We start from the raw sequence: 25,668 nt of genomic DNA on the forward strand, positions 1-25,668 counted from the left end.
GCCATGATCGATTACGTGACTTCGCTCGCGGTGGGCCTCGGTGTCGGCGTGCTGTACACGCTGCTGCACGTGCGCTCGCCGGCCCCGCCGCTCGTCGCGCTCGTCGGCCTGCTCGGGATGGTGATCGGCGAACGCGCGATCGCGCTGCTGCGTTGATGCGCCGATGCGGCGCCGGCGCTAACGGTCGTCGCGACGACGGAACGCCCACCATGCGGCGAGCCCGGTGAAGCCCGCGACGAGCAGCACCATCAGCCAGAAGCCGTGCTTGTTCTCCGAGAACGGCACACCGCCGACGTTCATCCCGAAGAAGCCGGCGACGATGTTGATCGGCAGCGCGATCACGGTCACGAGCGTCAGCGTGAACAGCGTCCGGTTGTTCTGCTCGTCGAGGCGCGACCCGATCTCTTCCTGCAACAGCTTGATCCGCTCGTTGAGCCCCGACAGATCGGCGAGCACCAGCGAGAACTCTTCGGTCGATTCGCGCAGTTCCTGCACGTCTTCCGCGTGCAGCCACGCGGGCGGCTTCGCAAGCAGCCGGAAGATCGACCCGGGCTCGGGCGCGAGCATGCGCTGCAGCCGCGTCAGCGTGCGGCGCATCGCACCGAGCTCGATGCGGCTCGACGTGAGCCGCTGCGACAGGAAGCGATCCTCGATGCGGTCGATGTCGACGCTCGTGCGCCGCATGATCTGGATCAGCAGATCGGCCTGGTCGCGCAGCAGGTGCACGAGCAGTTCCGCAGGCGACCGGAACTGCTCGCCGTCGCGCACGCACGCGCGCAGCGTGTCGACCGAGCGCAGCGGCTTGAGCCGCGCGGTGACCATGATGCGCCGCTCGACGTGGACGAACAGCGTCGCGATCTCCGACGGCGTCAGTTCGAGGTTGAACATCACGTCGTTGACGATCGCGCGCAACGCGCCGTCCTCCTGCTCGATGCGTGTCGAGCGGGAACCTTCGTGGAGGAATGCGAAGAAGCTGTCGGGCAGCGCGAGATGGGAGCGCATCCAGCGCTCGCTCGCGCCATGCGCGAGATTGAAGTGCAGCCAGACGAAATCGCCCGACACGGCTGCATCGTGCGCGCGGCACGTGTGCAGCCACTCGGCGGCCGCGTCGGCATCGAGCAGCGCGCCGGATCCGCCCGGAACGAAGCGGAATCCGCACACCATGCCGGACGTATCGGCGCCGTAAGTCTGTACGATCAGGTCCATCGTGTCGAAGGTCGTGCGGCGCGCGGCGCGCCGCATATCGCGGGTCGCGGGCCCGCGCCGGGAAGAGAAAGGAGACGTATGCCCGACGGGCGTGACGCACGCGTGACAGCGTCACGCGGCATCATACCGGCCGCTACCCTGCCCCAAAAGCAACGCGCCGCCCAACGGGCGGCGCAGGTACGGCATGACGGCTCGCGCAAGACGGGTTACTGCCGCGTCTCCGACTGCGCGGCGCTCGGGCACGCCGGATCCTTGCCCCAGTGGCCGTCGCAGACGCGCCAGCGGCACAGCTGATCCTCGAAGAAACCGCGCTCCGAACACTCCTTCACGCGCGCCCCGAGCGAGCCGGCCGTCGCCGCCGTCTTGGTCGGCACGGCCTGCCCCTTCTGCGCGGCGAGTTTCTTGTCGGCCGGCTTCGTGCGCGCGACGAGCGCCGCGAGCAGATCGGCATCCGGATCGTCCTTCCCGGCTGCCTTCGCGCTCGCGGTACGGGTCGACGTCGCATCGCGGCGCTTCTTCGCCTGTGCGAGTTCGGCCTCCTGTTCCTTGCGATGCTTGCGGGCTTCGGCCTTCGCATCGGCCTTCGTCTCTGCCTTGCCGTGCGCCGCGACCTTCGCGCTCGTCGCGGCGTCGGCCTTCGCGGTTTTGGTCGTCGCGGCCGCGGCGGCCGTGGCGGCTGCGGCAGCACCGGCCGTGGCCGCGCCCGATGCGTCGTCGGCGCCGCTGGCGAGCGCGCGCGACAGGCGGCTGTTGTCCGCGGCGGACGCGGACGATGCGGACGCAACGGTCCGGGAGGCCGAATCGTCGTTGACGATCGTGGCCGGCTGCGCGGCGGGCGCGGTATTCTGCGCGACCTGGACGGCGGTATCGCTGGCCGGTGCGGCCTTGGCCGGTGCAGCTGCCGCAGGCGCGGCGGCCGTGACGACGGCGGCCTGCTCGCCCGTATGCTGCTGCATGCGCCACGCGCCCCAGCCGCCGACGGCAACCACCAATGCGACGACGGCCGCGATCGGCGCCTTCAGCGAACGGCGCGGAGATTCGGCCGGCGGCGTGACACGTCCTTCCAGATTCGCGAGAATGCGCGACTGCTGAGCTCCTCCGCCGCCTGCCGGTTTAGTATCCGACAGCAGGCTGGGCGGAGTTTTCGAATTTGAATTTTCCGGCGCACTCATTCAGCGTCTCATTGAATCCTGGTTTAATTCACCGCGATAATATAGCCCGGCCTCTCGAAGCAGCCTGATTCTAAGAGCAAGCATTGCAAAACACAATCAATTCCAATTTCCGGGGATTTCGTTGATTGCCGTCGCACTCGTCGCCTATTTCGCCCTTGCCGTCGCGGTTGCGGCACTGTTGCTTTTACCGGGTATCCGCGCGACCGTTTTCGAATCGGTTGCCCAGTTTCACGGCCGTCTTACGCGCCGTGCGAACGATCGCGCCTCGCGCACGCGAAGTCAGATTGTTAAATCGGCAAGCGTTACGCGCGGCGCATTAAACGATGTGCAAAATTTACTGGTTCGGCGGCGCTTGATGATTACGGTATCGGCAGGTATTCTTGCGACGCCGCCATTGGTCGCCATTGCGTTACGCGGCCGGCAATTGTTCCAGTACGACGACACGGCGCGCGTGCCCGACGAGAAGATCGCCGCGCTGCTGCAGGGCGAACAGCTCGTGCCGCCGCCGCCGCTGCCGCCGGAAGTCTTCGCCACCAAGGAAGTCGAACAGGTGCGCCCGGCGCTGAAGGATGCGAGCCGGGACTGGAACCTGCTGGATCCGGATTTCCGTACGCGTTTGTTGCTGGTCTACAAGATCATGCACGAACAATATGGTTATGAAATGGCGCTGCTGGAAGGTTACCGGAGCCCGGAACGGCAAAACCGGCTGGCGCAGATGGGCGGCAACGTGACCAACGCGGCGGCCTTCCAGAGTTATCACCAATTCGGGCTGGCGGCCGACAACGCATTCCTGCGCGACGGCAAGCTGGTCATTTCCGAGAAAGATCCGTGGGCGATGCGCGGCTACCAGTTGTACGGCCAGGTCGCCGAGCAGGTCGGCCTGACCTGGGGGGGCCGATGGAAAATGATGGATCTCGGGCACGTGGAATACCATAAACCCGGTTTTAAACTGGGACGCGGCAGCTAGCCATGGCTGCCGGACAAGAAATAATGAGGGCGGCATGGGGCTTTTTAATATCCCGGCAGGAAACGATATGGGCGGCGTAAAAGATCGGGCATTCCGGTGCGTGATTTTTTTCGGCCGCCACTTCCGTTTTAAATCTCACAGCGTCCTTTCATTATTGCGCGCGCCTTCTCCGATGCCGCGAGCGCATTGATGCCAGCCCCCTTCTTCATCCCGTTTGACAGCGTGGCGACACATCGCGGCGCCACCCTTGCCGCTCGGCGCGCCTGCGTCGCCTCACCGAATCGCACCGGAACCTGAACGTCCTATGCAACGCATCCTCAACGTGCTGACTCATCCGCGTACGCTCTCGATTGTCGGGATCGTCGCGCTAGCGGCCATCCTCTTCATCGTCGCCGACATGCTGCAGCTGCCGCTCCTGTGGGCGGCGATCGCGTTCGCGGCGATCCTCGCGCTGTGGCTGGTCGTCGCGCTGTGGCGCCGCTGGCGCGTGAAGCGCGCGAACCAGCAGCTCGGCCAGATACTGGAAGAGCAGGCGGAAACCGGCAAGATCACCGCGCCCGCCGCCGCCGCGCTCGCGCCCGACGCGAAGACGGCCGACCTCGACGTGCTGCGCACGCGCCTGTCGGACGCGGTGAAGACGATCAAGACGTCGAAGATCGGCCAGGTCTCGGGCGGCTCCGCGCTGTACGAACTGCCGTGGTACATCGTGATCGGCAACCCGGCCGCGGGCAAGAGCAGCGCCGTGCTCAATTCCGGCCTGCAGTTCCCGTTCGCGGACAAGAACAGCGCCGTGATCCACGGCATCGGCGGCACGCGTAACTGCGACTGGTTCTTCACGACCGAAGGGATCCTGCTCGACACGGCCGGCCGCTATTCGGTGCACGAGGAAGACCGCAGCGAGTGGCTCGGCTTCCTCGGCCTGCTCAAGCGCTATCGCCCGAAGGCGCCGATCAACGGCATCATCGTCACCGCGAGCATCGCCGAACTCACCGGCAACCGCCCCGAATTCGCGATCAACCTCGCGAAAAACCTCCGCCAGCGCGTTCAGGAGCTGACGGAAAAACTCGAGGTGTTCGCGCCGGTCTACGTGATGTTCACGAAGGCCGACCTGATCACCGGCTTCACCGAATTCTTCAGCAGCAACGACAAGCACGAGTACGACCGCGTGTGGGGCGCCACCCTGCCCTACGAGCCGGACGACAAGCGCGATGTCGTCGCGCAGTTCGACACGCACTTCGAGGAACTCTATGAAGGGCTGAAGGAGATCAGCGTCGCGCAGCTGTCGCTGTCGCGCGGCAACCAGCTGTCGCCGGGCCAGTTGAGCTTCCCGCTCGAATTCTCGACGATCAAGCCGTCGCTGCGCGCGTTCCTCGCGACGCTGTTCGAGAACAACCCGTTCCAGTACAAGCCGATCTTCCGCGGCTTCTACTTCACCAGCGCGCTGCAGGAAGGCGAAACCAACAGCGCGGCCGCGCAGCGCATCGCGCACCGCTTCGGCCTCGACGCGAACGCGCTGCCGAAGCCGCACAGCGCGTTCTCGAAGAACGGCTTCTTCCTGCGCGACCTGTTCTCGAAGGTGATCTTCGCGGACCGCCAGACGGTGCGCCAATTCGCCAGCCCGAACAAGACGCGGCTGCGCTACGCGACCTTCTTCGGCTTCGTCGCGGCGCTCGCGATCGCGCTCGGCGGCTGGACCTGGTCGACGATCGGCAACCAGCAGCTCGTCTCGAACGTGCAGGCCGACCTCGACAACGTCACGCGCTTGCAGCAGGGCCGCAACGACCTGCAGTCGCGCCTGCAGGCGATGGACATCCTGGAAGACCGGATCGAACAGCTCGAGCAGTTCCGCCGCGACAAGCCGCTGTCGGTGTCGCTCGGCCTGTACCAGGGCGACCGTCTCGAGCAGCACTTGCTGACGGAGTACTACAACGGCGTGCGCCAGATCCTGCTGGCCCCCGTGTCGCAGAACCTTGCCTCGTTCATGAAGGACGTGAACGCGCACCCCGAACAGCTCGTGCCGATGACGCGCCCGCCCGAGTCGGGTGCCGTGCAGGCCGGCGCGCTGCCGGTCTCGACGAACGCGGCAGGCGCCGCGCCGCTGGCCGGTGCCGCACTGGCCGCGTCCGGCACCGCGCCGGCCGCCGCGCCGCAACAGGCGGCCGCACCGCAGGGCGGCCTCTACAGCGACGCGTCGCCGACCAACGTGCAGGACGCGTACAACGCACTCAAGACGTACCTGATGCTGTCCGACAAGCGTCACGTCGAGCAGGCGCACCTGACCGACCAGCTCGCCCGCTTCTGGCGCGGCTGGCTCGAGACGAATCGCGGCAACATGCCGCGTGACGAGATGATCAAGAGCGCGGAGCGCATGATCTCGTTCTACCTGTCGCGTGTGAACGACGACGACTGGCCGATGATCGACGCGAACCTCGCGCTCGTCGACCAGACCCGCGAGAACCTGCGCCGCGTCGTGCGCGGCATGCCGGCCCGTCAGCGCGTCTACGAGGAAATCAAGGCACGCGCGTCGACCCGCTTCGCGCCGATGACCATCGCGCGCATCGTCGGCGACGGCAACCAGGGGCTCGTTGCAGGCAGCTACGCGATTCCGGGCACGTTCACGCGCGAAGCGTGGTTCGACTACGTGCAGCCGGCGATCCGCGACGCGGCGACCAAGGAACTGCAGGCGAAGGACTGGGTGCTGAACACGTCGACGCAGGACGACCTGACGCTCGAGGGCAGCCCCGAGCAGATCCAGAAGACGCTCGTCGGCATGTACAAGACCGAGTACGCGCAGCACTGGCAGAAGTTCATGCAGGGCATCGCGGTGCAGGGCTTCAGCAGCTTCGGCCAGGCCGTCGACGGGATGAACCGCCTCGGCGACCCGCAGGATTCGCCGATCCGCAAGATCCTCGAAACCGCGTACGACCAGACGTCGTGGGACAACCCGTCGCTCGCGAACGTGACGATCAAGAAGGCGCAGACCGGCGTCGTGAACTGGGTCAAGCAGTTGTTCTCGCGCTCGCAGGCCGGCCAGGTGGCGGCCGCCAACATCGACATCAACGGCAATCCGGCCGAGGTGCCGATGGGTCCGATCGGCCAGGAGTTCATCGGGCTCGCGCGGATCGTCGCGACGCATGACGGCACGTCGATGCTCAAGGGCTACATGGATTCGCTGTCGAAGGTCCGTACCCGCTTCAACGTGATCAAGAACCAGGGCGACCCGGGCCCCGGCGCGCGCCAGCTGATGCAGCAGACGCTCGACGGCAACGGCTCGGAACTCGCCGATTCGCTGAAGCTCGTCGACGAGCAGATGCTGACGGGCCTCACCGATTCGCAACGCAAGTCGCTGCGTCCGCTGCTCGTGCGGCCGCTGATGCAGGCGTTCGCCGTCGTGATCCAGCCGGCCAGCGCCGAGGTCAACAAGGTGTGGAACGCGCAGGTCTACCAGCCGTTCCAGAACTCGCTCGCGACGAAGTACCCGTTCGCGGCGAACGCGAAGGTCGAAGCCGGCGCCGGCGAAATCGCGCAGGTGTTCGGTCCGGACGGCTCGATCGCGAAGTTCGTCGGCACGACGCTCGGGCCGCTCGCGGTGCGCCGCGGCGACACGCTCGCCGCCCGCACGTGGGGCGACATGGGCGTCGGGCTCACGCCGGACTTCACGAACGGCTTCGCACGCTGGGTCGCGCCGCTCGCGGGCGGCGCCGCAGGCAGCGCGGCCGCGGCGTCCGAGCCGCAGACCGTGTTCCAGATCCTGCCGCAACCGAGCACGGGCACGACCGAATACACGATCGCGATCGACGGCCAGCAACTGCGTTACCGCAACACGCCGCCGCAGTGGACCAACTTCGTGTGGCCGAACCCGCAGGGCTCGCCGGGCGCGACGCTGTCCGCTACGACCTTCGACGGCCGCACGGTGCAGCTCGTCAACGAGCCGGGCCGCTACGGTCTCGAAAAGCTGATCAACTCGGCGCAGCGCAAGCGCCGTCCGGACGGCACCTTCGACCTGACGTGGGTGCAAGGCAGCGTGAACGTGTCGGTGACGATGCGCATCATCAGCACGTCGCAACCGTCCGGCGGTGGCGGCGACCAACCGCAGCAGCAGAGCCTGCGCGGCCTGCAGCTGCCGTCGTCGGTCGCCGACGCGAGCGCGGGCGCCGCTCAGAACGCGACCCAGTCCGGCACGGGCACGCCGGGCGCAGCGCCGGCCGTCGCGGCCGCCAACGCAACGAATGCACAGGGGGCGCAATGACGCAAACCGTACAGGCGCAAATCGCCTACTTCGGCAAGATTCCGTCGCGCGGCGACTTCGTGAAGAGCCCGCACAATCCGCAGTTGCTGCAGACGCTCGATCGCTGGATCGCGCAGGCACTCGAACTGCTCGCGGAAGATCCGCGCTGGAAACTCGTCTACGAGGATGCGAAGCCGATGCATTTCGCGTTCCTCGGCTCGCGCAGCAAGCTCGCGATCGCGGGCCACATGGTCGCGAGCCACGACGTGTCGATGCGCCGCTTCCCGTTCCTCGGCGCAACCGCGCTCGAGGTCGACCGGCCGCTCGCGTTCCTCGCGCGCAGCCCGCTCGCGTTCGCGCGGCTGTGGTCGCGCGTCGCCACGCAGATCCCGCCGCTGCTCGGCAAGGACGAGCCGCCCGGCGCGCTGCAGGCGCTCGGCGACACGCAGGTGCCGATCGACGTCGGCGGCCCCGGCACGTCGCATGACGGCACCTTCAACGATTTCGTCGAACACCAGTCGCTGTATGGGCTCCAGCAGATGCTGCTCGAAAGCGGGCACCCGGTGCGGCTGCGCGGCGCGATGCTCGCGCTCGGCTCGCTGCTGCGGCCGGTGATGCAGAGCGGCTCGTCGCACATTGAACGCGGCCTCACGCTGCCGCTGCCGGTCGATCCGTTCTACCGCAGCCTCGTCGCCGCGTTCTGGCTCGAACTGATCGCGCCGTTCGTCGCGCAGGCCGATTTCGAGCTCGCGATCTTCATCGGCACGATCGCCGAGCGCGAACGGCTCATCATCGGCTTCAACGGTGCGTCGGCGAAGACGCTGCTGAGCGTTGTCGACCCGCAGACCTACGCCGCCCACAACATCGACATCGACGATCCCGAGTGGATCGACGCCCATGCGCAAAACGATCACCAGATCAGCAAGCTCGTCAGCTACCTCGACCAACCGCAACTCTCGCTGCGGGTCGCCATCGACGCGTTCCGCGAAGCGTTCATCGGAGGCTGACGGGATGCATCGCACGATTCACGTCCGGCGCGCACGCTTCTCGCCCGCCCTCGCCGCCCTGCTCGCCGCCGGCCTCGTTGCCAGCGGCGCGAGCTTCGCGCAGAACACCGGCGCGACCGTCACGCCGGTCGGCAACGGCACGGTCACGACGACCGCGCTGCCGTCGTCGAACACGAACCCCGGCGCCGCGCCGTCGAGCGCGTCCGGCACGGTGGTGCGCGGCACGGCCGGCACCATCACGCCGCCGCCCGCGAACGCGGCGCCCGGCCAGGTGGTTGTCGGCGGCAAGGTGCCCGACGAGGCGACCAAGGCCGCCGTGCTGCAGAAGCTGCGCGACACCTACGGCGCGACGAACGTCGTCGACCAGGTCGAGGTCGGCGACGTCGCGACGCCGCCGAACTGGAGCGCGAACGTGCAGAAGCTGCTCGGCGCGCAGCTCAAGCAGATCAGCAAGGGGCAGCTGAAGATCAACGGCACGCAGATCGAGATGAAGGGCGAGGTGCACAACGAGGCGCAGCGCCAGCAGCTCGCGAGCGACATGGCGAACACGCTGAACCCGACCTACACGATCAAGAACGGGCTGCGTGTGTCGGCGTCCGAGCAAGGTGTGCTCGACCAGACGCTCGCGAACCGGACGATCGAGTTCGAGACGGGCAGCGCGACGCTGACGCCGCAGGGCAAGCTGATCCTCGACCAGATGGCGGCCGCACTCTCGAAGATGCAGAACCGCACGGTCGACATCATCGGCCACACCGACAACTCGGGGAACCGGACGTCGAACATCGCGCTGAGCCAGGCGCGCTCGGACGCGGTGAAGGGTTACCTGATCACGAAGAGCATTCCGCCGCAGCAGATGACGACGACGGGCGTCGGGCCGGATCAGCCGATCGCGCCGAATGACACGGCGGATGGACGGGCGCGGAATCGGAGAATCGAGTTCCGGGTGGGACAGTAACGGATCGACACGGGCCGCTCCGCATGGGGCGGCCCGGCAGGCAACGGGCGGCGGCAGTCATGCGCCGCCCGTTGTGCGTTTACGACTGCTCGTCCGGCCGCACGCCCAGCAACTCGCGAATATGCGACAGCGAGCCGTCGTCCTTGACGACGCTCTCGAGCCACTTGTGCAGCGGCATGTCGGCCCATTCGGCCGCCTTGTCGGCAAGATACGCGACCGGGCTGTGCGGCTCGGTCTGGCGGAAATAACGCGCCACCGCACGCAGCTGGTCGACGGCCTGCGCACGGTTCTGGATGCCGGCGATCATTTGCGTCATCGGGGGACGCGGAGCGGTCTGCGACTGCACGTGAGTCTCCTCGGTCTGGATCGAATTGCCGAAAACCGGCTCGATGCGCTCGGGCTGCGCCTGCGGCGCCGATGGCGCGTGCGGCGCGCTGCCCGTATAACCCTGCTCGCGCGCAAAGCGCTCGGCGAGCCGGTACACCGTCTCGAACGCGTCGCGCGCCTGCCGGAAGCTCGGCGCCGAATCGCCGGCGCGCTCGACGAGCCGCTCCTCGAATGCATCGAGCGCGAATTCGAACGCCTTCAGGTTCGCCAGCAGCGCCGTGTAGAACGCGATCGGCGTCACGCGCCGCGACGAATCGATCTGGTCGACCGTCGGCTTGCCGCGCGCGATGTCGTCCGCGTGCTCGGGGTCGCGCTTGATGGACTGCGCGACGTGCTGCGCCACTTCCCAGTCGAGCGTGCTGAACGCGTTCGACGCGCCGTCCGTCATCGGCACCGCGCGCAGCAGCTCGGCCGTGCGGCCGGAGAGCCACGCGACGTTGCCGAGCCGGTACTCGGTGTCGTCGCCTTCGGGCAGCGGATGCACGGTGTCCCAGAACTCGCGGCACAGGCCCTCGAGCAGCGCATAACCCTCGGTGAGGCCGGTGAGGCCGTCCTCGAGCGCGAGCGCCTCGGTCAGCCACACGCCGAGCCGCAGGTCCTTGGTGCGCGTGCGCAGCAGCTCGCCCGCATGGTCGACGACGAAGCCCCAGTCGGCCTCCTTGATCTCGGTCACCCATTCGCCCTGGTCGAGCGTCGGATCGTCGTAGCGCCGCGCGTCCTGGATCGCGTCGAATTCGTTCGAAAACAGCATGTCGTCGCCGCTGGGCGACACATCGCTGATCGGTGTCAGCAACTCGGGGAGATTGATCGGCATGGTTCGGTCAGTTCATCAATGCTTGCGTTGCGCGGCCGCGCTCATTCGACGGTGTACGCGAATTCGCCGGCCTCGTCCGCGCGCACCGCGATGCGCGCGATGGCCGCGCCGTCGGCGATCCGGCCGAGCACGTGGCCCGCGATCTCCGGCAGCAGCGTGCCGTTCAGGATATGGTCGACGTTGCGGGCGCCCGAATCGACCTCGGTGCAGCGCGCCAGCACCGCATCGACGAGCGACTCGTCCCATTCGAACGCGGCCTTGTGGTGCGCCTCGATCCGACGGCGGATCCGCTCGAGCTTCAGGTCGATGATCTCGGCCAGCACGTCGTCGGAAATCGGATAGTACGGCACGACCTTCATCCGGCCGAGGAACGCGGGCTTGAACGTCTTGTACAGCTGCGGGCGCAGCGTCTCGGCGAGCGCGTCCGGATCGGGCAGCTCCTCGGCCGGCTTGTTCAGGCACGCCGCCATCACCGCGGTCGAACCGACGTTCGACGTCAGGATGATCAGCGTGTTGCGGAAATCGATCTCGCGCCCTTCCGCATCGTCCATCGTGCCCTTGTCGAACACCTGGAAGAACATCTCGAGCACGTCGGGGTGCGCCTTCTCGACCTCGTCGAGCAGCACGACCGAATACGGGTTGCGGCGCACGGCCTCGGTCAGCACGCCGCCTTCGCCGTAACCGACGTAGCCGGGCGGCGAGCCCTTCAGGCCCGACACGCTGTGCGCTTCCTGGTACTCGCTCATGTTGATCGTGACCATCTTGCGCTCGCCGCCGTACAGGATGTCGGCCAGCGCGAGCGCGGTCTCGGTCTTGCCGACGCCCGACGGCCCGACGAACATGAACACGCCGCGCGGCTTGTTCGGATCCTCGAGGTTCGCGGTCGCGGTGCGCACGCGCTGCGCGATCGCGTCGAGCGCATGGTCCTGGCCGATCACGCGCGCGGTGAGCAGCGGCTGCAGGTTCAGCACGGTATCGATCTCGTCCTTCACCATGCGGCCGAGCGGAATGCCCGTCCACGCGGCGACGATCTCGGCGACGACATGGCCGTCGACCTGCAGCGGCACCATCGGCTCGGCGCCCTGCAGCGCATGCAGCGCCGCGACGCGTTCGGCGAGCTGGTCGCGCGTCGCCTGCACGTCGACCGGCTGGCCGTCTTCCGACGGGCCGCGCGCCTTGTCGAGCGTGTCGCGCAATTCGGTGATCTCGGCGACGATCACGCGCTCGGCTTCGTAGCGCGCTTCGTCCTTCGCGAGTTGCTCCAGCGCCGTGTCGCGCGTGCCGCGCAGCTCGGCGAGCCGCTCGTCGTGCGGCGCGCCGCCGGCCGCCTCGCGCTCCAGCGACGCGATTTCCGCGTCGATCCGCTCGATGCGCTTCTTCGTGTCGTCGATCGCCGCTGGCGTCGCGCTGTGCGCGAGCGCGACCTTCGCGCATGCGGTGTCGAGCACGCTGATCGCCTTGTCGGGCAGCTGGCGGCCGCTGATGTAGCGGTGCGACAGGCGCACGGCCTCGGTGATCGCATCGTCGAGGATCCGCACGTTGAAGTGCTTCTCCATCAGGCCCGACATCCCGCGCAGCATCGCGGCCGCGAGCGGCTCGCTCGGCTCCTCGACCTTCACGACCTGGAAGCGCCGCGCGAGCGCCGCATCCTTCTCGAAGTACTTCTTGTATTCGCTCCACGTCGTCGCGGCGATCGTGCGCAGCTCGCCGCGCGCGAGCGCCGGCTTCAGCAGGTTCGCGGCATCGTTCTGGCCGGCCTGACCGCCCGCGCCGATGATCGTGTGCGCCTCGTCGATGAACAGAATGATCGGATGCGCGCTCTTCTTCACCTCGTCGATCACGCTCTTCAGGCGATTCTCGAACTCGCCCTTCACGCTCGCGCCGGCCTGCAGCAGCCCCATGTCGAGCACGTGCAGCGCGACGCCACGCAGCGGCGGCGGCACGTCGTCGGCCGCGATCCGCAGCGCGAGCCCTTCGACAACCGCCGTTTTACCGACACCGGCTTCGCCGGTCATGATCGGGTTGTTCTGGCGGCGGCGCATCAGGATGTCGATCGCCTGGCGAATCTCGGCTTCGCGGCCGATCACCGGATCGATCTTGCCGTCGCGCGCGCGCTGCGTGAGGTTGGTCGTGTACGTGTCGAGCGCGGGCGTCTTCGACGGGCCGGCTGCGGGCGCCGTGCCATCGGCGGCCGGCGCCACGCCGCCGTCGTCGCTATCGGCCTGGCGCGGTTCGGCTTCGCTCGACCCGGCCACGATCTCGTCGAACTTGTGCTTCAGGTCCGTCACGTTCACTTCCGCGAACTGTGACGACATGCGCTGCGCGAACTGCGCGAGATCCGGCGCGGTCAGCAGTGCGAGCAGCAGGTGCCCCGAACGGATGCGGCCGAGATGCGAATCGAGCGATGCGATCAGCCAGGCCTGCTCGAACAGCGCGATCAGGTGCACGGAAAACACCGGCGTGCGCGTATTGCCGGTCTTCAGGCGCGTCAGTTCGCGCTCCAGATCGGCGCGCAGCGCATGCGGATCGACGCGGCTCGCGCGCAGCGCGAGCGGCAGGTCGCCCGCCGGCTCCTCGAGCAACGCGAGGAACAGGTGCTCCAGATCGACCTCGTAGTGGCCGCGCGCCAGGCACGCGCTCGCCGCACGCTCGGTCGCGTGCCGGCTCAGCGGGTTCAGTTTCGTGATCAGGGTCTTCAGAGGCGTGCTCATGGCGTCGATCTCAGGTTCGATTGTGTGTTTGTTGTTAGGGTCTGTTTACATATGGAACGCGCATGCGTTGCCACGAGAACGGCCGCTCGCGAGGCGCGCGACGCCGCGAATACTGACGTATTCGCAAGAAGCGCAACGCGGCGAGCGGCCGTTCTCGTGGCAACCCCAAATTAAAAAATTCATGTCACGGGAATGCCCGAAATCGCCCGCATGGCGGCGTCGCTCGTCGCTTGTCCCCCAAGGGGACTTCCTTCGGGGCGTTTGGCAAGGCCAAACGGCGCTCCTCACTTCTTGCCCGCGCCCCGCAAGGAAGTCCCCTTGGGGGACGAGCGATTTCGGGCATTCGCATGCGCGTTCCATATGTAAACAGACCCTTGGAATCAGTGAATCACGTGCAGTTCGTAGCGTGCGTCCGAGCGGTCGTCGATCGCGTCGCGCGTGCAGAGGAATGCGTCCCAGCCGAGCCGCGAGCCCGCGCCGAGCACGCTCGCGCCGACCTCGGTGCGCTTCAGCACCAGCTTCACCTCGTATTCGAGCGTGACGCCAGCGAGCAGCGTCAGCATCCGTTCGAGCGCGACAGCCTGCGGGCCGCCGGGCAGGAACGCCTCGTAATCGCGCTTGGACAGCGGGCCGACGACGATCCGCGCGCGCATGTCGCGCTGCCACACGCGTTCGCCGACCAGCGCCGTCGCGCCGAGCACCGCATTGACCTCGCCGAGCACGCTCAGCTGGTCGGGCGGCACGTCGTACCACTTGCCGACGAACTGATCGATCTTCACCGGCACGCGGAAATAGTCGGACAGCGTGCGCTGCAGGTATGCGGCCGACATCGGCCGGTGCCGCGCGGCCAGCGCGTAACCGGCGACGGCCTCGTCGAGCACGCCGCCGACGCCCGCCGCGAGGCTGTCGCGCACCTCGTCGCTCGGCACGCCCGCGATCGCGAGCAGCAGCGGCAGGTAGCGCTCGTCGCGGTCGAGCTCGTAATGGAACGGCAGCCGGTATTTCTTCCACGCCGCATAGAACAGCGCGGTCGCGCGGTTCGAAAACACATCGAAAAACGCGCGCGCCGCGTGGTCGCGCTTATGGTGCTCGCGCGCGACGATCTGCTCGGTGTAATGCAGCGGCAGCGCGCCCTGTGCGCCGAGCAGCCCGAAGAACGCGGGCGTCAGCTCGACGTGGCCGAGTTCGCCGGACGCGAGCGCGGCTTTGCGCTGCTCGTCCGAGTCGAGCAGCGCGCCGTCGTCGTCGAACGAGCGCACGCCCTCGATCTCGCTCGGCGGAAAACCGAGCGACAGCGTGTTGCGGAATTCGATGCGCTGCGCGACCACGTCGCCCTGTCGCCATGCGCCGGGCGCATCCGACGCCTGCCGCGCAAACAGTCCTTCGAGCACGCGCACCGCCTGGAAGAATTCGAAGCGGTGCGGTTCGTCGAGCAGCGCGTCGACTACGCCAGGATCGACTCGCCGGTCCGGGGCTTGCATCGGATGATCTCCTCGCCGGTGCGCTTCGACACGACGACTAGTTGAACGAAACTGTTGAGGTGGACGTAAAGCCCGAAGAAGCTGTCGAGCACGCGCACGAACGACGCAAGGCTCGCGCCGACGAAGTGCTCCTCGTCGATCGTCAGGCAGATCTCGATGCCGCGCACGAAGGTCGCGAACGGTTTGCCGGGCAGCCACTGCACGGCGCCGCGCTGCTCGATGCCGGCCAGGCCGTCGATCTGACGCATCGACACGGCGGTGCGCCGCAGGTCGTACAGCGTCAGCATTTCCTTCAGCGGCGCGAGGCCGTGCGCGACCAGCGACACGTGATTGAGCGCGAGGTGCGACACGAGCCGCCAGTGCGCGGCGCGGCCGCGCTCGAAGCGCACGCTCTGCGTCGGGCGGCGCAGCAGCGAGATGCCGCTCGTCTGCGCACCGCCTTCCTGGAACAGGTCGCCGCCCTCGAGGCCGAACGCGAGCATCGCCGGCAGGTCGCGGTTCGTGCAGGTGAGGTCGAGGCTCAGCGTGTCGGTTTGCGGCGACGTCGGCTCGAAGTCGATGTCGACGATCGAGATCTCCGTTTCGTAGCCGGGGCTCTTTTGCGCAACCCAGTCGTTGCGGCGCGCGAACCAGTAATGGCCGATCCGCGCCGATTCGCCGTGATGCAGCGAATAGAACGGTCGGAACTCGATCACCGATTCTTCATGCGCCTGCTGCCGCACGAGCTTCACCGAGTCGATCGAGTACACCTCGTACGCGAACGCACGGCGCGCCTCGGCAATCACCGGGTACGACACCGCGCGATGCGTGATGCGGATCGGCTCGCCGTGCTGGCGAAACAGGTTGACGATAGGCGTGCAGAACAGCCGGAAGTGGCTCGCCGTCAGCAGTTCGAGCAGCCGCGCGACGTGCGAATCGCTGCGCACGTCCTGCAGCACCAGGTGCAGCGTCGCGCGCTGGCAGCGGCCCGACGCACGCGCGATCGCCGCGAGGTCGAAATCGACGAAATCGAACTTGTCGGGGAACGCGAAGTATTCGGTGAGCAGGCGGTACGCGGGATGCGATTTCGCCGGGTAGTCGATCAGCGCGTCGTCCTCGCCGAAGCCGGCCTGCGCGATCGGCAGCTTGCGCAGCGCGGTCCAGCGGCCGTTGCGTTCTGGCTCGACATACGCGCCGAGCACGTTGACGAACAGGCAATCGGTCAGCGCGGCGACGAACGACTGCTCGCCGTGCAGGTGCGCGCGCAGCGTCGGCACCTTCAGCGCGCCGAGATCGAGCTGCGCGGCGAGCGATTCGAACGTGATCGAGATCACACCCGTCGCGTTGGACGGCAGCACCGTCGCGCTCGGCGCGAGCGCGACCGGCGTGTAGCGGGCTTCCGAGATACGGATGGGCGCGAGCGTCACGTCGTAGGCAGTGCGGAACCGGCACTGCACGCCGCGGATCGGGCGACTCTTCAGCTCGGTGCCGCGATCGATCACGACCGGTTCGGTCTGCTGGCCGGGCGACGCCGGCGTGAACTGCGCGATCGAACACGACGGAAACGGCCGCAGGTAGTGCGGATACAGCACTTCCAGCAGCGCTTCGGTGAATTCGGGATAGTCGTCGTCGAGCTTCTTGTTGATGCGCGCGCCGAGCAGCGCGAACGACTCGATCATCCGCTCGACGTGCGGATCCTCGCAATGCTCGCCGGATAGCGCGAGCCGTGCCGCGATTTTCGGATAGCGTTCGGCGAAATCTCGCGAATAGCGCCGCAAAAACGATAATTCGCGCTCGTAATACGGCAGCAATTCTTCCATCGACGACCCCGAACCTCAATATTTCCTGCCGGACCTGATCAACCACCGGGCGGTCCGGCCCGCTCGGCGGCTTGATTTACTGCATTCTCGCGGCGCGTGCGCGCGTGACCGAATACTGCAGCGTCGACGGCTGCAGCATCGCGTCGAAACTCACCGGCTCCTCGGCCGGGTGCACGACGAGCAGCGCCTGGATCGCGAAGTAGAGCGCGTTGGTCGCCTGCTCGTTCAGCTCGAACGCCACCTGGACCTGCTGCAGGCGCGGCTCATGGCGCGCGATGGCCTGCTGGATCGACTTGCAGATGAACGCGCGGTCGTAGTGACTCGCGAGGCTCAGCCCCGCGAAATCGTTCAGCCCGTAGGTCAGCACCGATTTCTGGCATTCCGGCAGCGCGGCCAGTTCGTTCTCGGTGTGCGCGATACGGGTGTTGAGGATCGCCTCGACGTCGCGGGCGACCGTGTTCTTGAGCTCGTCCAGCGACAATTGCCGCATCGCTGCCGAGGCCGGCAGGTGCGGTTCGTCGTCGAACAGCTTGTCGAGAAAACTGGGTTCGAATCGTTTCATCAGCCGGCATGCACTGCTAAAACGGCAACGGGTCGCCGCGCGCCCCGTTGCCGCAACCGACCTTAGACCGCGTAGGTCTTGTCGTTCTTCGTCAGGCTCCAGGCGCCCTGCGTGTTGCCGCCCTGGTTGCCGCCGATCTTCTGCTGGGTCTGCTTCCACTGCACGGCCGCGTACTTCAGCGAGAACGTCTCGATCGGCAGGCCTTCCTCGCGGACGCTCGGCGCGATGCTCGAGATGATCACGTACTTGAGCTTGACTTCCAGATACTGCACGCGCTTGCCTTCACCGTCCGCGCGCGAGAAATGGATCGTCACCTCGTCGAACGTCGTGCCGCCCGACGCGTGCTGGTACAGCAGCGGGCTCGCCGAATCGATTTCCTTCGAGAACACCATGTCGCCGTGTTCGCAACGCGTCTGCGTCAGGCCGCCGGCCGACGAAGCAGTCGCCGAGCGCGGCTGCAGGATCGAGTGATCCCACGACTTCAGCTCGAGCCAGCCCTGATGGTCCTTGTCCGCGGACTCGCCCTTGACTGCCGGGCTACCAAACTGCAAGTGAATGTGTAACATGGTCCTTCTACTCCCCAAAGAGGTGGTTTTAACGTCCTACCCAGGCGGCCCGCCCGGGCGATTTTGCTCGCTTATGAATTTGCCGATTTGGGCAGATCAGCGACAAGTCGCAGAGAAATCGAGAGTTCGTCGAGCTGAAAGTGCGGGCGCAGGAACGCGACCGAACGATACGAGCCCGGCTTGCCCGGAATCTCCGACACTTGTATGGATGCCTCACGCAGCGGGAATTGTGCTTTCTGTTCCTGCGAGGCGTTGTCGTCGAGCAGGACGTACTGCGAAATCCACCGGTTGAGGAAAGTTTCCACGTTCTGCGCCGATGCGAAGCTGCCGATCTTGTCCCGCATCATCGCCTTCAGGTAGTGCGCGACGCGCGATACCGAGAAGATGTACTGCAACTGAGCGGACAGGACGGCGTTCGCATTCGCGCTGTCGGTGCTGTATTTCTTTGCTTTCTGCACCGACTGCGCAGCGAAAAACGCGGCGTAATCGGAATTCTTGCAATGCACGAGCGGGATGAAGCCGAGGTCGCTCAGCTCCTTCTCGCGGCGATCGGTGATCGCGATCTCGGTCGGGCACTTCAGCGCGACTTCACCGTCGTCGGTCTTGAACGTGTGGGTCGGCAGGTCCTCGACGAGGCCGCCGCCTTCGACGCCGCGGATCGCCGCACACCAGCCGAAGTCGTCGAACGCGGCCGTCAGGCGCGCAGCGAATGCCCAAGCAGCGTTGCACCACAGGTACTTGTCGTGCTCGGTGCCGTCGACGTCCTCGACGAAGTTGAAGCGTTCCGCGGTCTGGCCATCCTTCGGATTGAACGGCAGGCGGCCGAGGAAGCGCGGCAGCGTCAGACCGACGTAGCGCGAATCCTCGGAGTCGCGGAACGACTTCCACTTCGCGTATTCGACCGTGTCGAACACCTTCGCCAGATCGCGCGGCTTGCCGAGATCGGAGAACGTCTCGAGGCCGAGCAGCTCCGGCGACGCCGACGCGATGAACGGCGCGTGCGCGGCCGCCGCGACGCGCGACATCTGCTCGATGAAGTAGAAGTCTTCCGGCTGGCGCGAGATCTCGTAATCGCCGATCAGCGCACCGAACGGCGAGCCGCCGAACGTGCCGAATTCTTCTTCGTAGACCTTCTTGAACAGCGCGCTCTGGTCGAACTCGCTCGCGCCCTTGAAATCGCGCACGAGGTCGCGCTTCGGCGCGTGCAGCGCCTTGATCTTGATCGTCTGGCCGGTGTTGCTTTCCTTGACCAGGTAATCCATGCCGCGCCACGTGCTTTCGAGGCGCTGGAATTCCGGCGCATGCATCACCGCGGAAAGCTGCGTGGAGATCAGGCGGTCGAGTTCCGCGACGCGCGCGTCGATCGTCGCCGACAGGTTGTCCGACACGATCACCGTGCCGTCGAGCACCTGGTGCACGAGTTCGCCGATCAGGTCCTTCGCACGTGCATGCTCGGAATCGGATTTCGCGACCTTGCTCTTCTCGACGATGTCGTCGAGCAGCGAGGTCCCGGCGGCGTATTCCGCGCCGCTGGCTTGGGCCGCAGCCGTTTGCTGGTTCATCTCAACACTCCGTCGTCATTCGCCGTCTTTGTCGCCGCCGGTGCCCTTGGCGAGCTCCTGCAGCTGCTGCGTGTTCTTCAGCACCTCGGACAGCAGATCCTCGAGCTTGTCGTTGCCGGCGAGCTTGTTGCGCAGGTCGGCGAGCTTCGAGCGTGCCTCGAGCAGGCGGCGCAGCGGCTCGACCTGTTCGACGACTTCGTCCGGGCTGAAATCCGACAGCGAGCGGAACTTCAGGTCGACCGCGAACTTGCCGCCTTCCGGGCTCAGGCGGTTTTCCACCTGGAACGCGGCACGCGGCTCGATCGCCTTCATCACGTCGTCAAAGTTGTCGCGGTCGATATTGACGAACTTGCGGTCGCGCAGCTTCGGCTGCTCGATTTCGGACTGGCCCGCCAGATCGCCGACAACCCCGACGACGAACGGCAGTTCCTTCACCTCGATCGCATCGCCCTTTTCGACCTCATAGGTCAGCTGGACGCGCGGCGGCCGTATTTTCTGCAAGCTTTTCTGAATGCTTTCTTTCTTGGCCATCGACGGCTCCCAGGTTGGTTGTAGTTGTCGCGTCAGTTGCGCAGTGCGCCGAACGGATCGCCGCCGCCCTTTTGCGGTGCGGTGGGCGGCGTCGGCGTGGTGGTCGCCGCTGCTTCGGCTGCCGGTGCGGCGGCGCCCTTCGGACGATGGACGATCCGGCGCGGCGGGCGCGGCTTCACGGCCTTCGTTTCAGGCGGGAACAGCGCCGATTCGCCCAGCGTGTCGCGCAGCTGCTTCGCGAGCGCCTGCGCATCGGACTTCGCGTCGCCCGCGAGCGACGAATCCTGGCGCAGTTCGCCGAGCGACTGCGTCGCGATCCGCAGGCCGGCGACGGCCAGCACGCTCTTCGCCTGACGGTCGGTTGCGTCGCGCTGCAGTGCTTCCTGGGCGGCAACGATTGCCTGGCCGTAATGGTTCTGGGCGAACTGGATTTGCGCGATGCGCGACCACGGTTCCTCGCGCGTCGGATCCGACTTCGCGAGCTGCTGGTACAGGCCGAGGGCCTTGTCCTGGTCACCCGCCTTCGCAACCGCGTCCGCATCGGCCAGCGACTTGTTGAACACCTCGGCAGTCGGCGGCGCGGGAGGCTGGCTCGCACAGCCGGCGATCACGCCGCAAGCCACTACTACCCCAGACAGTTTTGCGAAGAGACGGTCTTTCATCGTTATATCCACCGGCGCGTGAGTTTTAAAATCGTTGAGAATCTGGTTCTTTTGCTTTGCAAGAAGCGCGCGGGTATAGTACCGATCAATTTTTCATAATTCAATCGTCGTGTGAAGAGTAATTCCTTTTAAATCCGGGCGCTACCCCCTCGAATGGCCTTTCGCTGCGGGCTCGCAGCGGTTTTTCTTTCGGCCGGAATGCGCAAGTTTTACTGGTCTCGCGACGCGCCGCCCGGGCGGCGGAAAAAATTTCCGAGCGCTTGCCACGACGCGGGCGTGCTTAATAGTTGAACAGTGCAATGCCGGGGATACGCATTGAACGCGGAAATACCCAGCAGTTCTGACAGGGACAAAGGCGGCACGCCGGAAACACGATGAGATCGTCCATGATTCGCTACGCGCTGCCGCTGGTTGCCTGCGCCCTTCTGGCCGGATGCGCGGCCGCCCCGCTGCTCGGCTCGGCCGCGAGCGCTGTGTTGCAGGCTGCCGGCGTCGGCAAGCCCGACCTGCCGGACGCGCAAAAGCCGCCGCGCAATATCGGGCTCACGCTGGCCGCCGCGCCGAACCTGAATGCCGCGACCGACAACAAACCGCTCGCGCTCGTCGTGCGGCTCTACGCGCTGAAGGACCCGACGTCGTTCCAGCAAGCGCCGTTCGACGCATTTACCGATCCGACCAAGGAAAAGGCCGCGCTCGGTGCCGACCTGCTGAACGTGCGTGAAATCACGCTGATTCCGGGCCAGCGCTACACGGCGACTGAGAAGGTTTCGCGCGAAGCGCAGGCATTCGGCATCGTCGCACTGTTCCGCGATCCCGCACTACAACGATGGAAACTGACGTTCGATCCGGTAAAGTCGGAGAAATCCGGCATAATTATCGGCCTGCATAATTGCGCGATGACGGTCACCGACGGCACCGTCATCGCACCGCAACAAGGTGCGCCTTCGCAACCGCTGAATATGCTGTCTTCGGTCTCTTGCGGTTAAGCATGACGCACGAATGTCAATTAACAAGAGTTAACAATTGGCGATTTAATTCGGGCACGAACAAATCGATTACTTCGCAACGCGACATTAACCGGATTTGACATGAGTTATTCGGCCAAGGTGCTGTGGGGGGAAGGGCTGTTCCTCCGGCCTCAACACTTCCAGCGACAGGACGCGTACCACGAAGCGCGCCTGTTCGAATCGATCCAGGCGATCCAGCCTTACAACTGGGGCGTGCGCTCGGTGCGCATCGACCGCGACGCGCTCGGCAGCAACGTGCTGCGGGTTGCCGAACTCGCGCTCGTGTTCCCGGACGGCGCGCTGTATGCCGGGCCGCAGGCCGACGAGCTGCCGCCGCCGATCGCGCTGGACACGCTGCCCGAGGGCATCAACGAATTCGTGTTCTATCTCGCGCTGCACCCGCTGCGCGAGAACAGCACCAATTACAGCGACGATCCGGCCGCCGGCTTCATGACGCGTTTCGTCAGCGAGCAGACGAGCGTCGCCGACAATTTCACCGACGCGGCCGAAGCCGACATCACGTTCCTGAAGACGCAGGTCAAGCTGATCGCGCATAGCGAACCGCGCGACCAGTTGCTGTCGGTGCCGCTCGTGCGGGTGCGCCGCACCGCGACGTCCGGGTTCGAGATCGACGACAGCTTCGTTCCGCCGTGCCTCGCGATCGAGGCTTCGCCGATCCTGCACCAGCGGCTGCGCCAGCTGGTCGACGCGTTGCAGGCGAAGGTGAACGCGCTGTACGGTTTCCACCGCGAGCCGTCGAAGAACATCATCGAGTTCCGTTCGGGCGACATCGCGTCGTTCTGGCTGCTGCACACCGCGAACGCCGCGTTCGCGACGCTCGCGCACCTGCACCAGCACGCGGCGCTGCATCCCGAGCGGCTGTACCAGGAACTGCTGCGCCTCGCGGGCCAGCTGATGACGTTCTCGAAGGGCTATACGCTCGCCGACCTGCCCGTGTACCGCCACGACGATCCGGGCCCGAGCTTTGCGCGTCTCGACCTGATACTGCGCGAGCTGCTCGACACCGTGATCTCGACGCGCTACTTCTCGATCACGCTCGATGAAGTGCGTCCGTCGTTCCACCTCGGCCGCCTCGATTCGGGCAAGATCGACGACAAGACCGAGTTCTATCTGGCGGTGTCCGCGGACATGCCGAGCGTCGAGCTCGTCGATGCCGTGCCGGCCCGCTTCAAGGTCGGCGCACCCGACGACGTCGACAAGCTCGTGCTGTCGGCGATGCCCGGCGTGCGGCTCTCGTACACGCCGCAGGTGCCGCCCGCGATCCCCGTGCGACCCGGCGCCTGCTACTTCTCGCTCGATTCGCGCGGCGCGCTGTACGAGCGCATGCTGCAGGCCCAGTCCGCGATGATCTACGCGCCGACTGGCATCAATGACCTGAAATTCGAACTGATCGCGGTCACATCATGAGCTACGCGCCTTCCCTGTTCGGCGACAACGCGCCGGCCCCCATGCATACCCCGGCGTCGACGGATTCCGCATTCCAGGCCCGTTCGCTGGTCGACCTGCTGTACGACGGGTTCTTCATGCTGTTCCTGCTCAAGAACGGCCGCGAGCCGGACAGCGCGAGCGAGTTCAGCACGAAGATCCAGGAATTCCTGTCGGATTTCGAGCGCGGTGCGAAGAAGCTGAATATTGCCGCCGAGGACGTGTACGGCGCGAAGTTCGCCTTCTGTGCGGCCATCGACGAGATGGTGCTGTCGTCGCAGTTCAAGATCCGTGCAGACTGGGAACGGCGGCCGCTGCAGCTCGTGCTGTTCGGCGAACAGCTCGCGGGCGAGAAGTTCTTCCAGTATCTCGAGGAATGTCGTGCGCAAGGTGCGGCGCGGCTGCAGTCGCTCGAGGTGTTTCATATGTGCCTGCTGCTCGGGTTCCAGGGCAAGTATCTGCTCGAGGGGCCGGAGAAGCTCGCTTATCTGACGGCACGGCTCGGGGATGAGATCGCGCATATGAAGGGCAAGCGCGCGCCGTTTGCGCCGCATTGGCCGTTGCCGGATCAGATTGCGCATCGGTTGAAGCGCGAGGTGCCGGTGTGGGCGATCGGGGCGGTTTTTGCGCTGGTTGCGTTGCTCGGGTTCCTCGGGCTCAACACGTATCTGAAGGACAAGACGCTGCAGGCGCTGGCGCCTTATTCGCAGGTGATCAAGGTGGGGCCGGAGTCGGCTAATTTGACGATTTCGTTGCCGTGAGGGGTGCGGGTTGCTGCGCGCGAAAAGGACCGCTAAGCGGTCCTTTTTTGTTGCAGCGTGTCGTGGGCCGTCGAGGGCTTACCGCGATGCGTCATCGGCAGGCAAATCCACCCAGACATCTTCGTAGCCGGCGCCGTCGATGATGAAGCGCGCGCCGGGCGGTAACCTCAGGTACGGTCGAACCAACGGCAAGTACGTGGGCAGATGCGCGGCGTGCAGCGGCTGGTAAAAATCGGCGGCGTCGGAAAATTCGCCGCAATGAAAAAACCAGCCGATGTTGTCGCCTTCAGATAGCGCGATACGCGTGCCGTAGACAGGCATCTGCCCAAGCGTCGACATCGCGATGGCAACCATGTCTTCGGGTTCGGCGGCAGATAGGCCGTATCGCGTGCAGATAGCTTCCTGATGCGCAAGCAGTGCCGACGGATCGTCTGCCATGTTCATTCCATTCCTTTTCCTGTCGTGCGACGAGTTAGCCCGAATGAAAAGTAGGCCGGCGCCCGACGCGTGGTCGTTCCGGTCGCTCGATCGGTGCTGTTCCGTTATCGGTCGATCCACCAGTCGAGCAACGTCTCGTCGTCGGGATCTTCGAAGTTCAGGTAGATGTTCGCGTAGTACCACGCGAGACCGGTTCTCGCGGTAAAGCCATCGAATACTGCGCGAATTCGCTCGTCACCGGCCTTCGACGGCACCGATAGCGCAAGCGATCCACCGTGACGACCGTCGAGTTCGATCTCCACTTCGTGTGCGAGCCGGTCGATTTCGTCGTGTGGAATGGTGTCGCCGTAGACCTGGATGCAGTAGTTGCCGCCGCGCTTCACTACGGTCGCGGGGCGATCGGGATCGTCGATGCGGATGATGTCGCCTTTGGCGAGATTCAGCGTGAGCCGGGGGACGCCAGCAGTTCGTGGTCGCCTGGGGCGATTTCGCGCGCGGGGAGTTCTTCGTGAACCGGATGCCCGTCGCTGGAGCGGCCTGCGTAGACGTAGATCACTTCGAATTCGTGGTCGCGCATATCATTCGCACCATGTGTGAGGTCGTATTCCGGTCAAAAGCTTGCCGCACGTGCATAGCCGGCGCGTCTCATCGCGGCACGCGGGCGAAATCCATGAGGGATGGCGCGACGCGTAATGGTGCCCAGGAGCTGGCGCCGTAGCGGTCGAACAATGGGCATGCAGCACATCGCCGGGGATCGTCATCGCGCGACTAGCGCATCATCAGAACAGGATAAATGCGTCGTTCTCGACATAGAAGACGAACGCGTCGAGCAATTGCGTAACGCTCGGCTCGTCGACCTGGTCGTGCGCATTGATCACGATGTCCTCGATTGTCGCGCTGTCCAGAGTGACTTGCCAGCCGGGTTGGGTCGCGATGACGGGCGCCGTGTTTTCGTCGGTGTCTGCGTCCTTCGTGTCTTCGGAGAAGATGCCCTCGGTATCGAGCGTCCACGGCATCGGTGGCAGGCAGAGCCATCCGGAGAAATCGCCAGGGTGTTCAAGAATGTGCTTCAGCGACACTTCGGTCGCGGTGGAGATCGACATGGGTATTGCAGTTGTAACTGGGTGAATCGTCGGGGTTGCCGAGAAATCGCGGCGGCAAGCCATGATTATGCCAATTCCACGCTGATGGGCTTGGCCGGCTGTCTTTGGTCACGGACATTGCACGTTGCCCGGATGCTCCACAGCGCATTCCCGACGAACCGCAATCCGCTAGATCGGTTGCCCGAAATACACGATGTCGAATGCATCGATCCAGTCCGAGAATTCGTCTGGCAGCACATCACGCCAGATCCTGTCGGTGTCGATCCGTCTGTCGCATGCGAACTGCGGATTCAACCGGTCGAT

23 protein-coding genes are annotated in these 25,668 nt (G+C 65.7%); 8 read left to right on the forward strand and 15 right to left on the reverse strand.

Annotated elements, in window-relative coordinates:
- Positions 1-3 precede the first annotated feature (3 nt).
- The gene (locus VL15_RS40980) at positions 4-156 is read left to right on the forward strand and encodes a DUF1427 family protein (protein ID WP_080971029.1); all 153 of its coding nucleotides are present in this window, start codon (positions 4-6) and stop codon (positions 154-156) included.
- Positions 157-177: 21 nt separating this feature from the next.
- Here VL15_RS40980 and VL15_RS33075 read toward each other — a convergent pair whose 3' ends face one another.
- A complete protein-coding gene (locus VL15_RS33075) occupies positions 178-1,206 on the reverse strand; it encodes a transporter (protein WP_048251038.1) in 1,029 nt (342 codons plus the stop codon).
- A gap of 206 nt (positions 1,207-1,412) precedes the next feature.
- Positions 1,413-2,378, reverse strand: a complete 966-nt coding sequence (locus tag VL15_RS33080; protein WP_048251019.1) for a hypothetical protein — start codon at positions 2,376-2,378, stop codon at positions 1,413-1,415.
- A gap of 121 nt (positions 2,379-2,499) precedes the next feature.
- On the opposite strand from VL15_RS33080, the gene VL15_RS33085 reads away from it, so the two are divergent.
- The 4 genes from VL15_RS33085 (at position 2,500) to VL15_RS33100 (ending at position 9,535) form a co-directional block, all read left to right on the forward strand.
- The gene (locus VL15_RS33085; protein WP_048251020.1) at positions 2,500-3,345 is read left to right on the forward strand and encodes a M15 family metallopeptidase; all 846 of its coding nucleotides are present in this window, start codon (positions 2,500-2,502) and stop codon (positions 3,343-3,345) included.
- A gap of 304 nt (positions 3,346-3,649) precedes the next feature.
- Positions 3,650-7,594 (forward strand): type VI secretion system membrane subunit TssM, encoded by a 3,945-nt coding sequence (gene tssM, locus VL15_RS33090; protein ID WP_048251021.1) that lies wholly within the window; start codon positions 3,650-3,652, stop codon positions 7,592-7,594.
- Positions 7,591-8,580, forward strand: coding sequence for a type VI secretion system-associated protein TagF (tagF, locus tag VL15_RS33095; protein ID WP_048251022.1), 990 nt, complete (start codon positions 7,591-7,593; stop codon positions 8,578-8,580). Before tssM ends, tagF begins: the two co-directional genes overlap by 4 nt.
- A 4-nt stretch (positions 8,581-8,584) precedes the next feature.
- Positions 8,585-9,535, forward strand: coding sequence for an OmpA family protein (locus VL15_RS33100; protein ID WP_048251023.1), 951 nt, complete (start codon positions 8,585-8,587; stop codon positions 9,533-9,535).
- Positions 9,536-9,614: 79 nt separating this feature from the next.
- Here VL15_RS33100 and tssA read toward each other — a convergent pair whose 3' ends face one another.
- The 9 genes from tssA to VL15_RS33145 all read right to left on the reverse strand — a co-directional run bounded on the left by tssA (position 9,615) and on the right by VL15_RS33145 (position 20,610).
- The gene (tssA, locus tag VL15_RS33105; protein ID WP_048251024.1) at positions 9,615-10,736 is read right to left on the reverse strand and encodes a type VI secretion system protein TssA; all 1,122 of its coding nucleotides are present in this window, start codon (positions 10,734-10,736) and stop codon (positions 9,615-9,617) included.
- Positions 10,737-10,777: 41 nt separating this feature from the next.
- Positions 10,778-13,447, reverse strand: a complete 2,670-nt coding sequence (gene tssH, locus VL15_RS33110) for a type VI secretion system ATPase TssH (RefSeq protein ID WP_048251025.1) — start codon at positions 13,445-13,447, stop codon at positions 10,778-10,780.
- 380 nt (positions 13,448-13,827) lie between these two features.
- Positions 13,828-14,928 (reverse strand): type VI secretion system baseplate subunit TssG, encoded by a 1,101-nt coding sequence (gene tssG, locus VL15_RS33115; RefSeq protein WP_048251026.1) that lies wholly within the window; start codon positions 14,926-14,928, stop codon positions 13,828-13,830.
- Positions 14,892-16,727, reverse strand: coding sequence for a type VI secretion system baseplate subunit TssF (gene tssF, locus VL15_RS33120; protein ID WP_048251027.1), 1,836 nt, complete (start codon positions 16,725-16,727; stop codon positions 14,892-14,894). The genes tssG and tssF overlap by 37 nt, the downstream gene beginning before the upstream one ends.
- Positions 16,728-16,803: 76 nt before the next feature.
- On the reverse strand, positions 16,804-17,289 hold the full coding sequence (gene tssE, locus VL15_RS33125) for a type VI secretion system baseplate subunit TssE (protein ID WP_048251028.1): 486 nt from the start codon (positions 17,287-17,289) through the stop codon (positions 16,804-16,806).
- 62 nt (positions 17,290-17,351) lie between these two features.
- The gene (locus VL15_RS33130) at positions 17,352-17,855 is read right to left on the reverse strand and encodes an Hcp family type VI secretion system effector (RefSeq protein ID WP_048251029.1); all 504 of its coding nucleotides are present in this window, start codon (positions 17,853-17,855) and stop codon (positions 17,352-17,354) included.
- Between the two features lie 71 nt (positions 17,856-17,926).
- Entirely contained in the window at positions 17,927-19,417 is a 1,491-nt protein-coding gene (gene tssC, locus VL15_RS33135) for a type VI secretion system contractile sheath large subunit (protein ID WP_048251030.1), read from the reverse strand.
- Positions 19,418-19,432: 15 nt separating this feature from the next.
- Positions 19,433-19,948, reverse strand: coding sequence for a type VI secretion system contractile sheath small subunit (gene tssB, locus VL15_RS33140; protein WP_006484395.1), 516 nt, complete (start codon positions 19,946-19,948; stop codon positions 19,433-19,435).
- 32 nt (positions 19,949-19,980) lie between these two features.
- Positions 19,981-20,610, reverse strand: a complete 630-nt coding sequence (locus VL15_RS33145; protein ID WP_048251031.1) for a tetratricopeptide repeat protein — start codon at positions 20,608-20,610, stop codon at positions 19,981-19,983.
- A 374-nt stretch (positions 20,611-20,984) separates the two neighbouring features.
- Between VL15_RS33145 and tssJ the strand changes: the two genes are divergently transcribed.
- The 3 genes from tssJ (at position 20,985) to icmH (ending at position 23,824) form a co-directional block, all read left to right on the forward strand.
- A complete protein-coding gene (gene tssJ, locus VL15_RS33150) occupies positions 20,985-21,596 on the forward strand; it encodes a type VI secretion system lipoprotein TssJ (protein ID WP_048251032.1) in 612 nt (203 codons plus the stop codon).
- 102 nt (positions 21,597-21,698) lie between these two features.
- A complete protein-coding gene (gene tssK, locus VL15_RS33155; protein WP_048251033.1) occupies positions 21,699-23,045 on the forward strand; it encodes a type VI secretion system baseplate subunit TssK in 1,347 nt (448 codons plus the stop codon).
- Complete coding sequence (gene icmH / locus VL15_RS33160) at positions 23,042-23,824, forward strand: type IVB secretion system protein IcmH/DotU (RefSeq protein ID WP_048251034.1); 783 nt, start codon at positions 23,042-23,044, stop codon at positions 23,822-23,824. The genes tssK and icmH overlap by 4 nt, the downstream gene beginning before the upstream one ends.
- A 78-nt stretch (positions 23,825-23,902) precedes the next feature.
- On the opposite strand, the gene VL15_RS33165 is transcribed toward icmH, so the two are convergent.
- From VL15_RS33165 to VL15_RS33175, 4 genes are all read right to left on the reverse strand, one after another.
- Positions 23,903-24,262, reverse strand: coding sequence for a hypothetical protein (locus tag VL15_RS33165; protein WP_048251039.1), 360 nt, complete (start codon positions 24,260-24,262; stop codon positions 23,903-23,905).
- A 104-nt stretch (positions 24,263-24,366) separates the two neighbouring features.
- Positions 24,367-24,705: a DUF4265 domain-containing protein gene (locus VL15_RS33170; protein WP_329955978.1), complete on the reverse strand. Its 339-nt coding sequence runs from the start codon at positions 24,703-24,705 to the stop codon at positions 24,367-24,369.
- The gene (locus VL15_RS43355) at positions 24,702-24,839 is read right to left on the reverse strand and encodes a hypothetical protein (RefSeq protein WP_230684575.1); all 138 of its coding nucleotides are present in this window, start codon (positions 24,837-24,839) and stop codon (positions 24,702-24,704) included. The genes VL15_RS33170 and VL15_RS43355 overlap by 4 nt, the downstream gene beginning before the upstream one ends.
- A 202-nt stretch (positions 24,840-25,041) precedes the next feature.
- The gene (locus tag VL15_RS33175; RefSeq protein ID WP_048251035.1) at positions 25,042-25,365 is read right to left on the reverse strand and encodes a DUF7716 domain-containing protein; all 324 of its coding nucleotides are present in this window, start codon (positions 25,363-25,365) and stop codon (positions 25,042-25,044) included.
- Positions 25,366-25,668: the final 303 nt, after the last annotated feature.

Source organism: Burkholderia cepacia, assembly GCF_001039005.1.
Lineage (GTDB): Bacteria > Pseudomonadota > Gammaproteobacteria > Burkholderiales > Burkholderiaceae > Burkholderia > Burkholderia theae.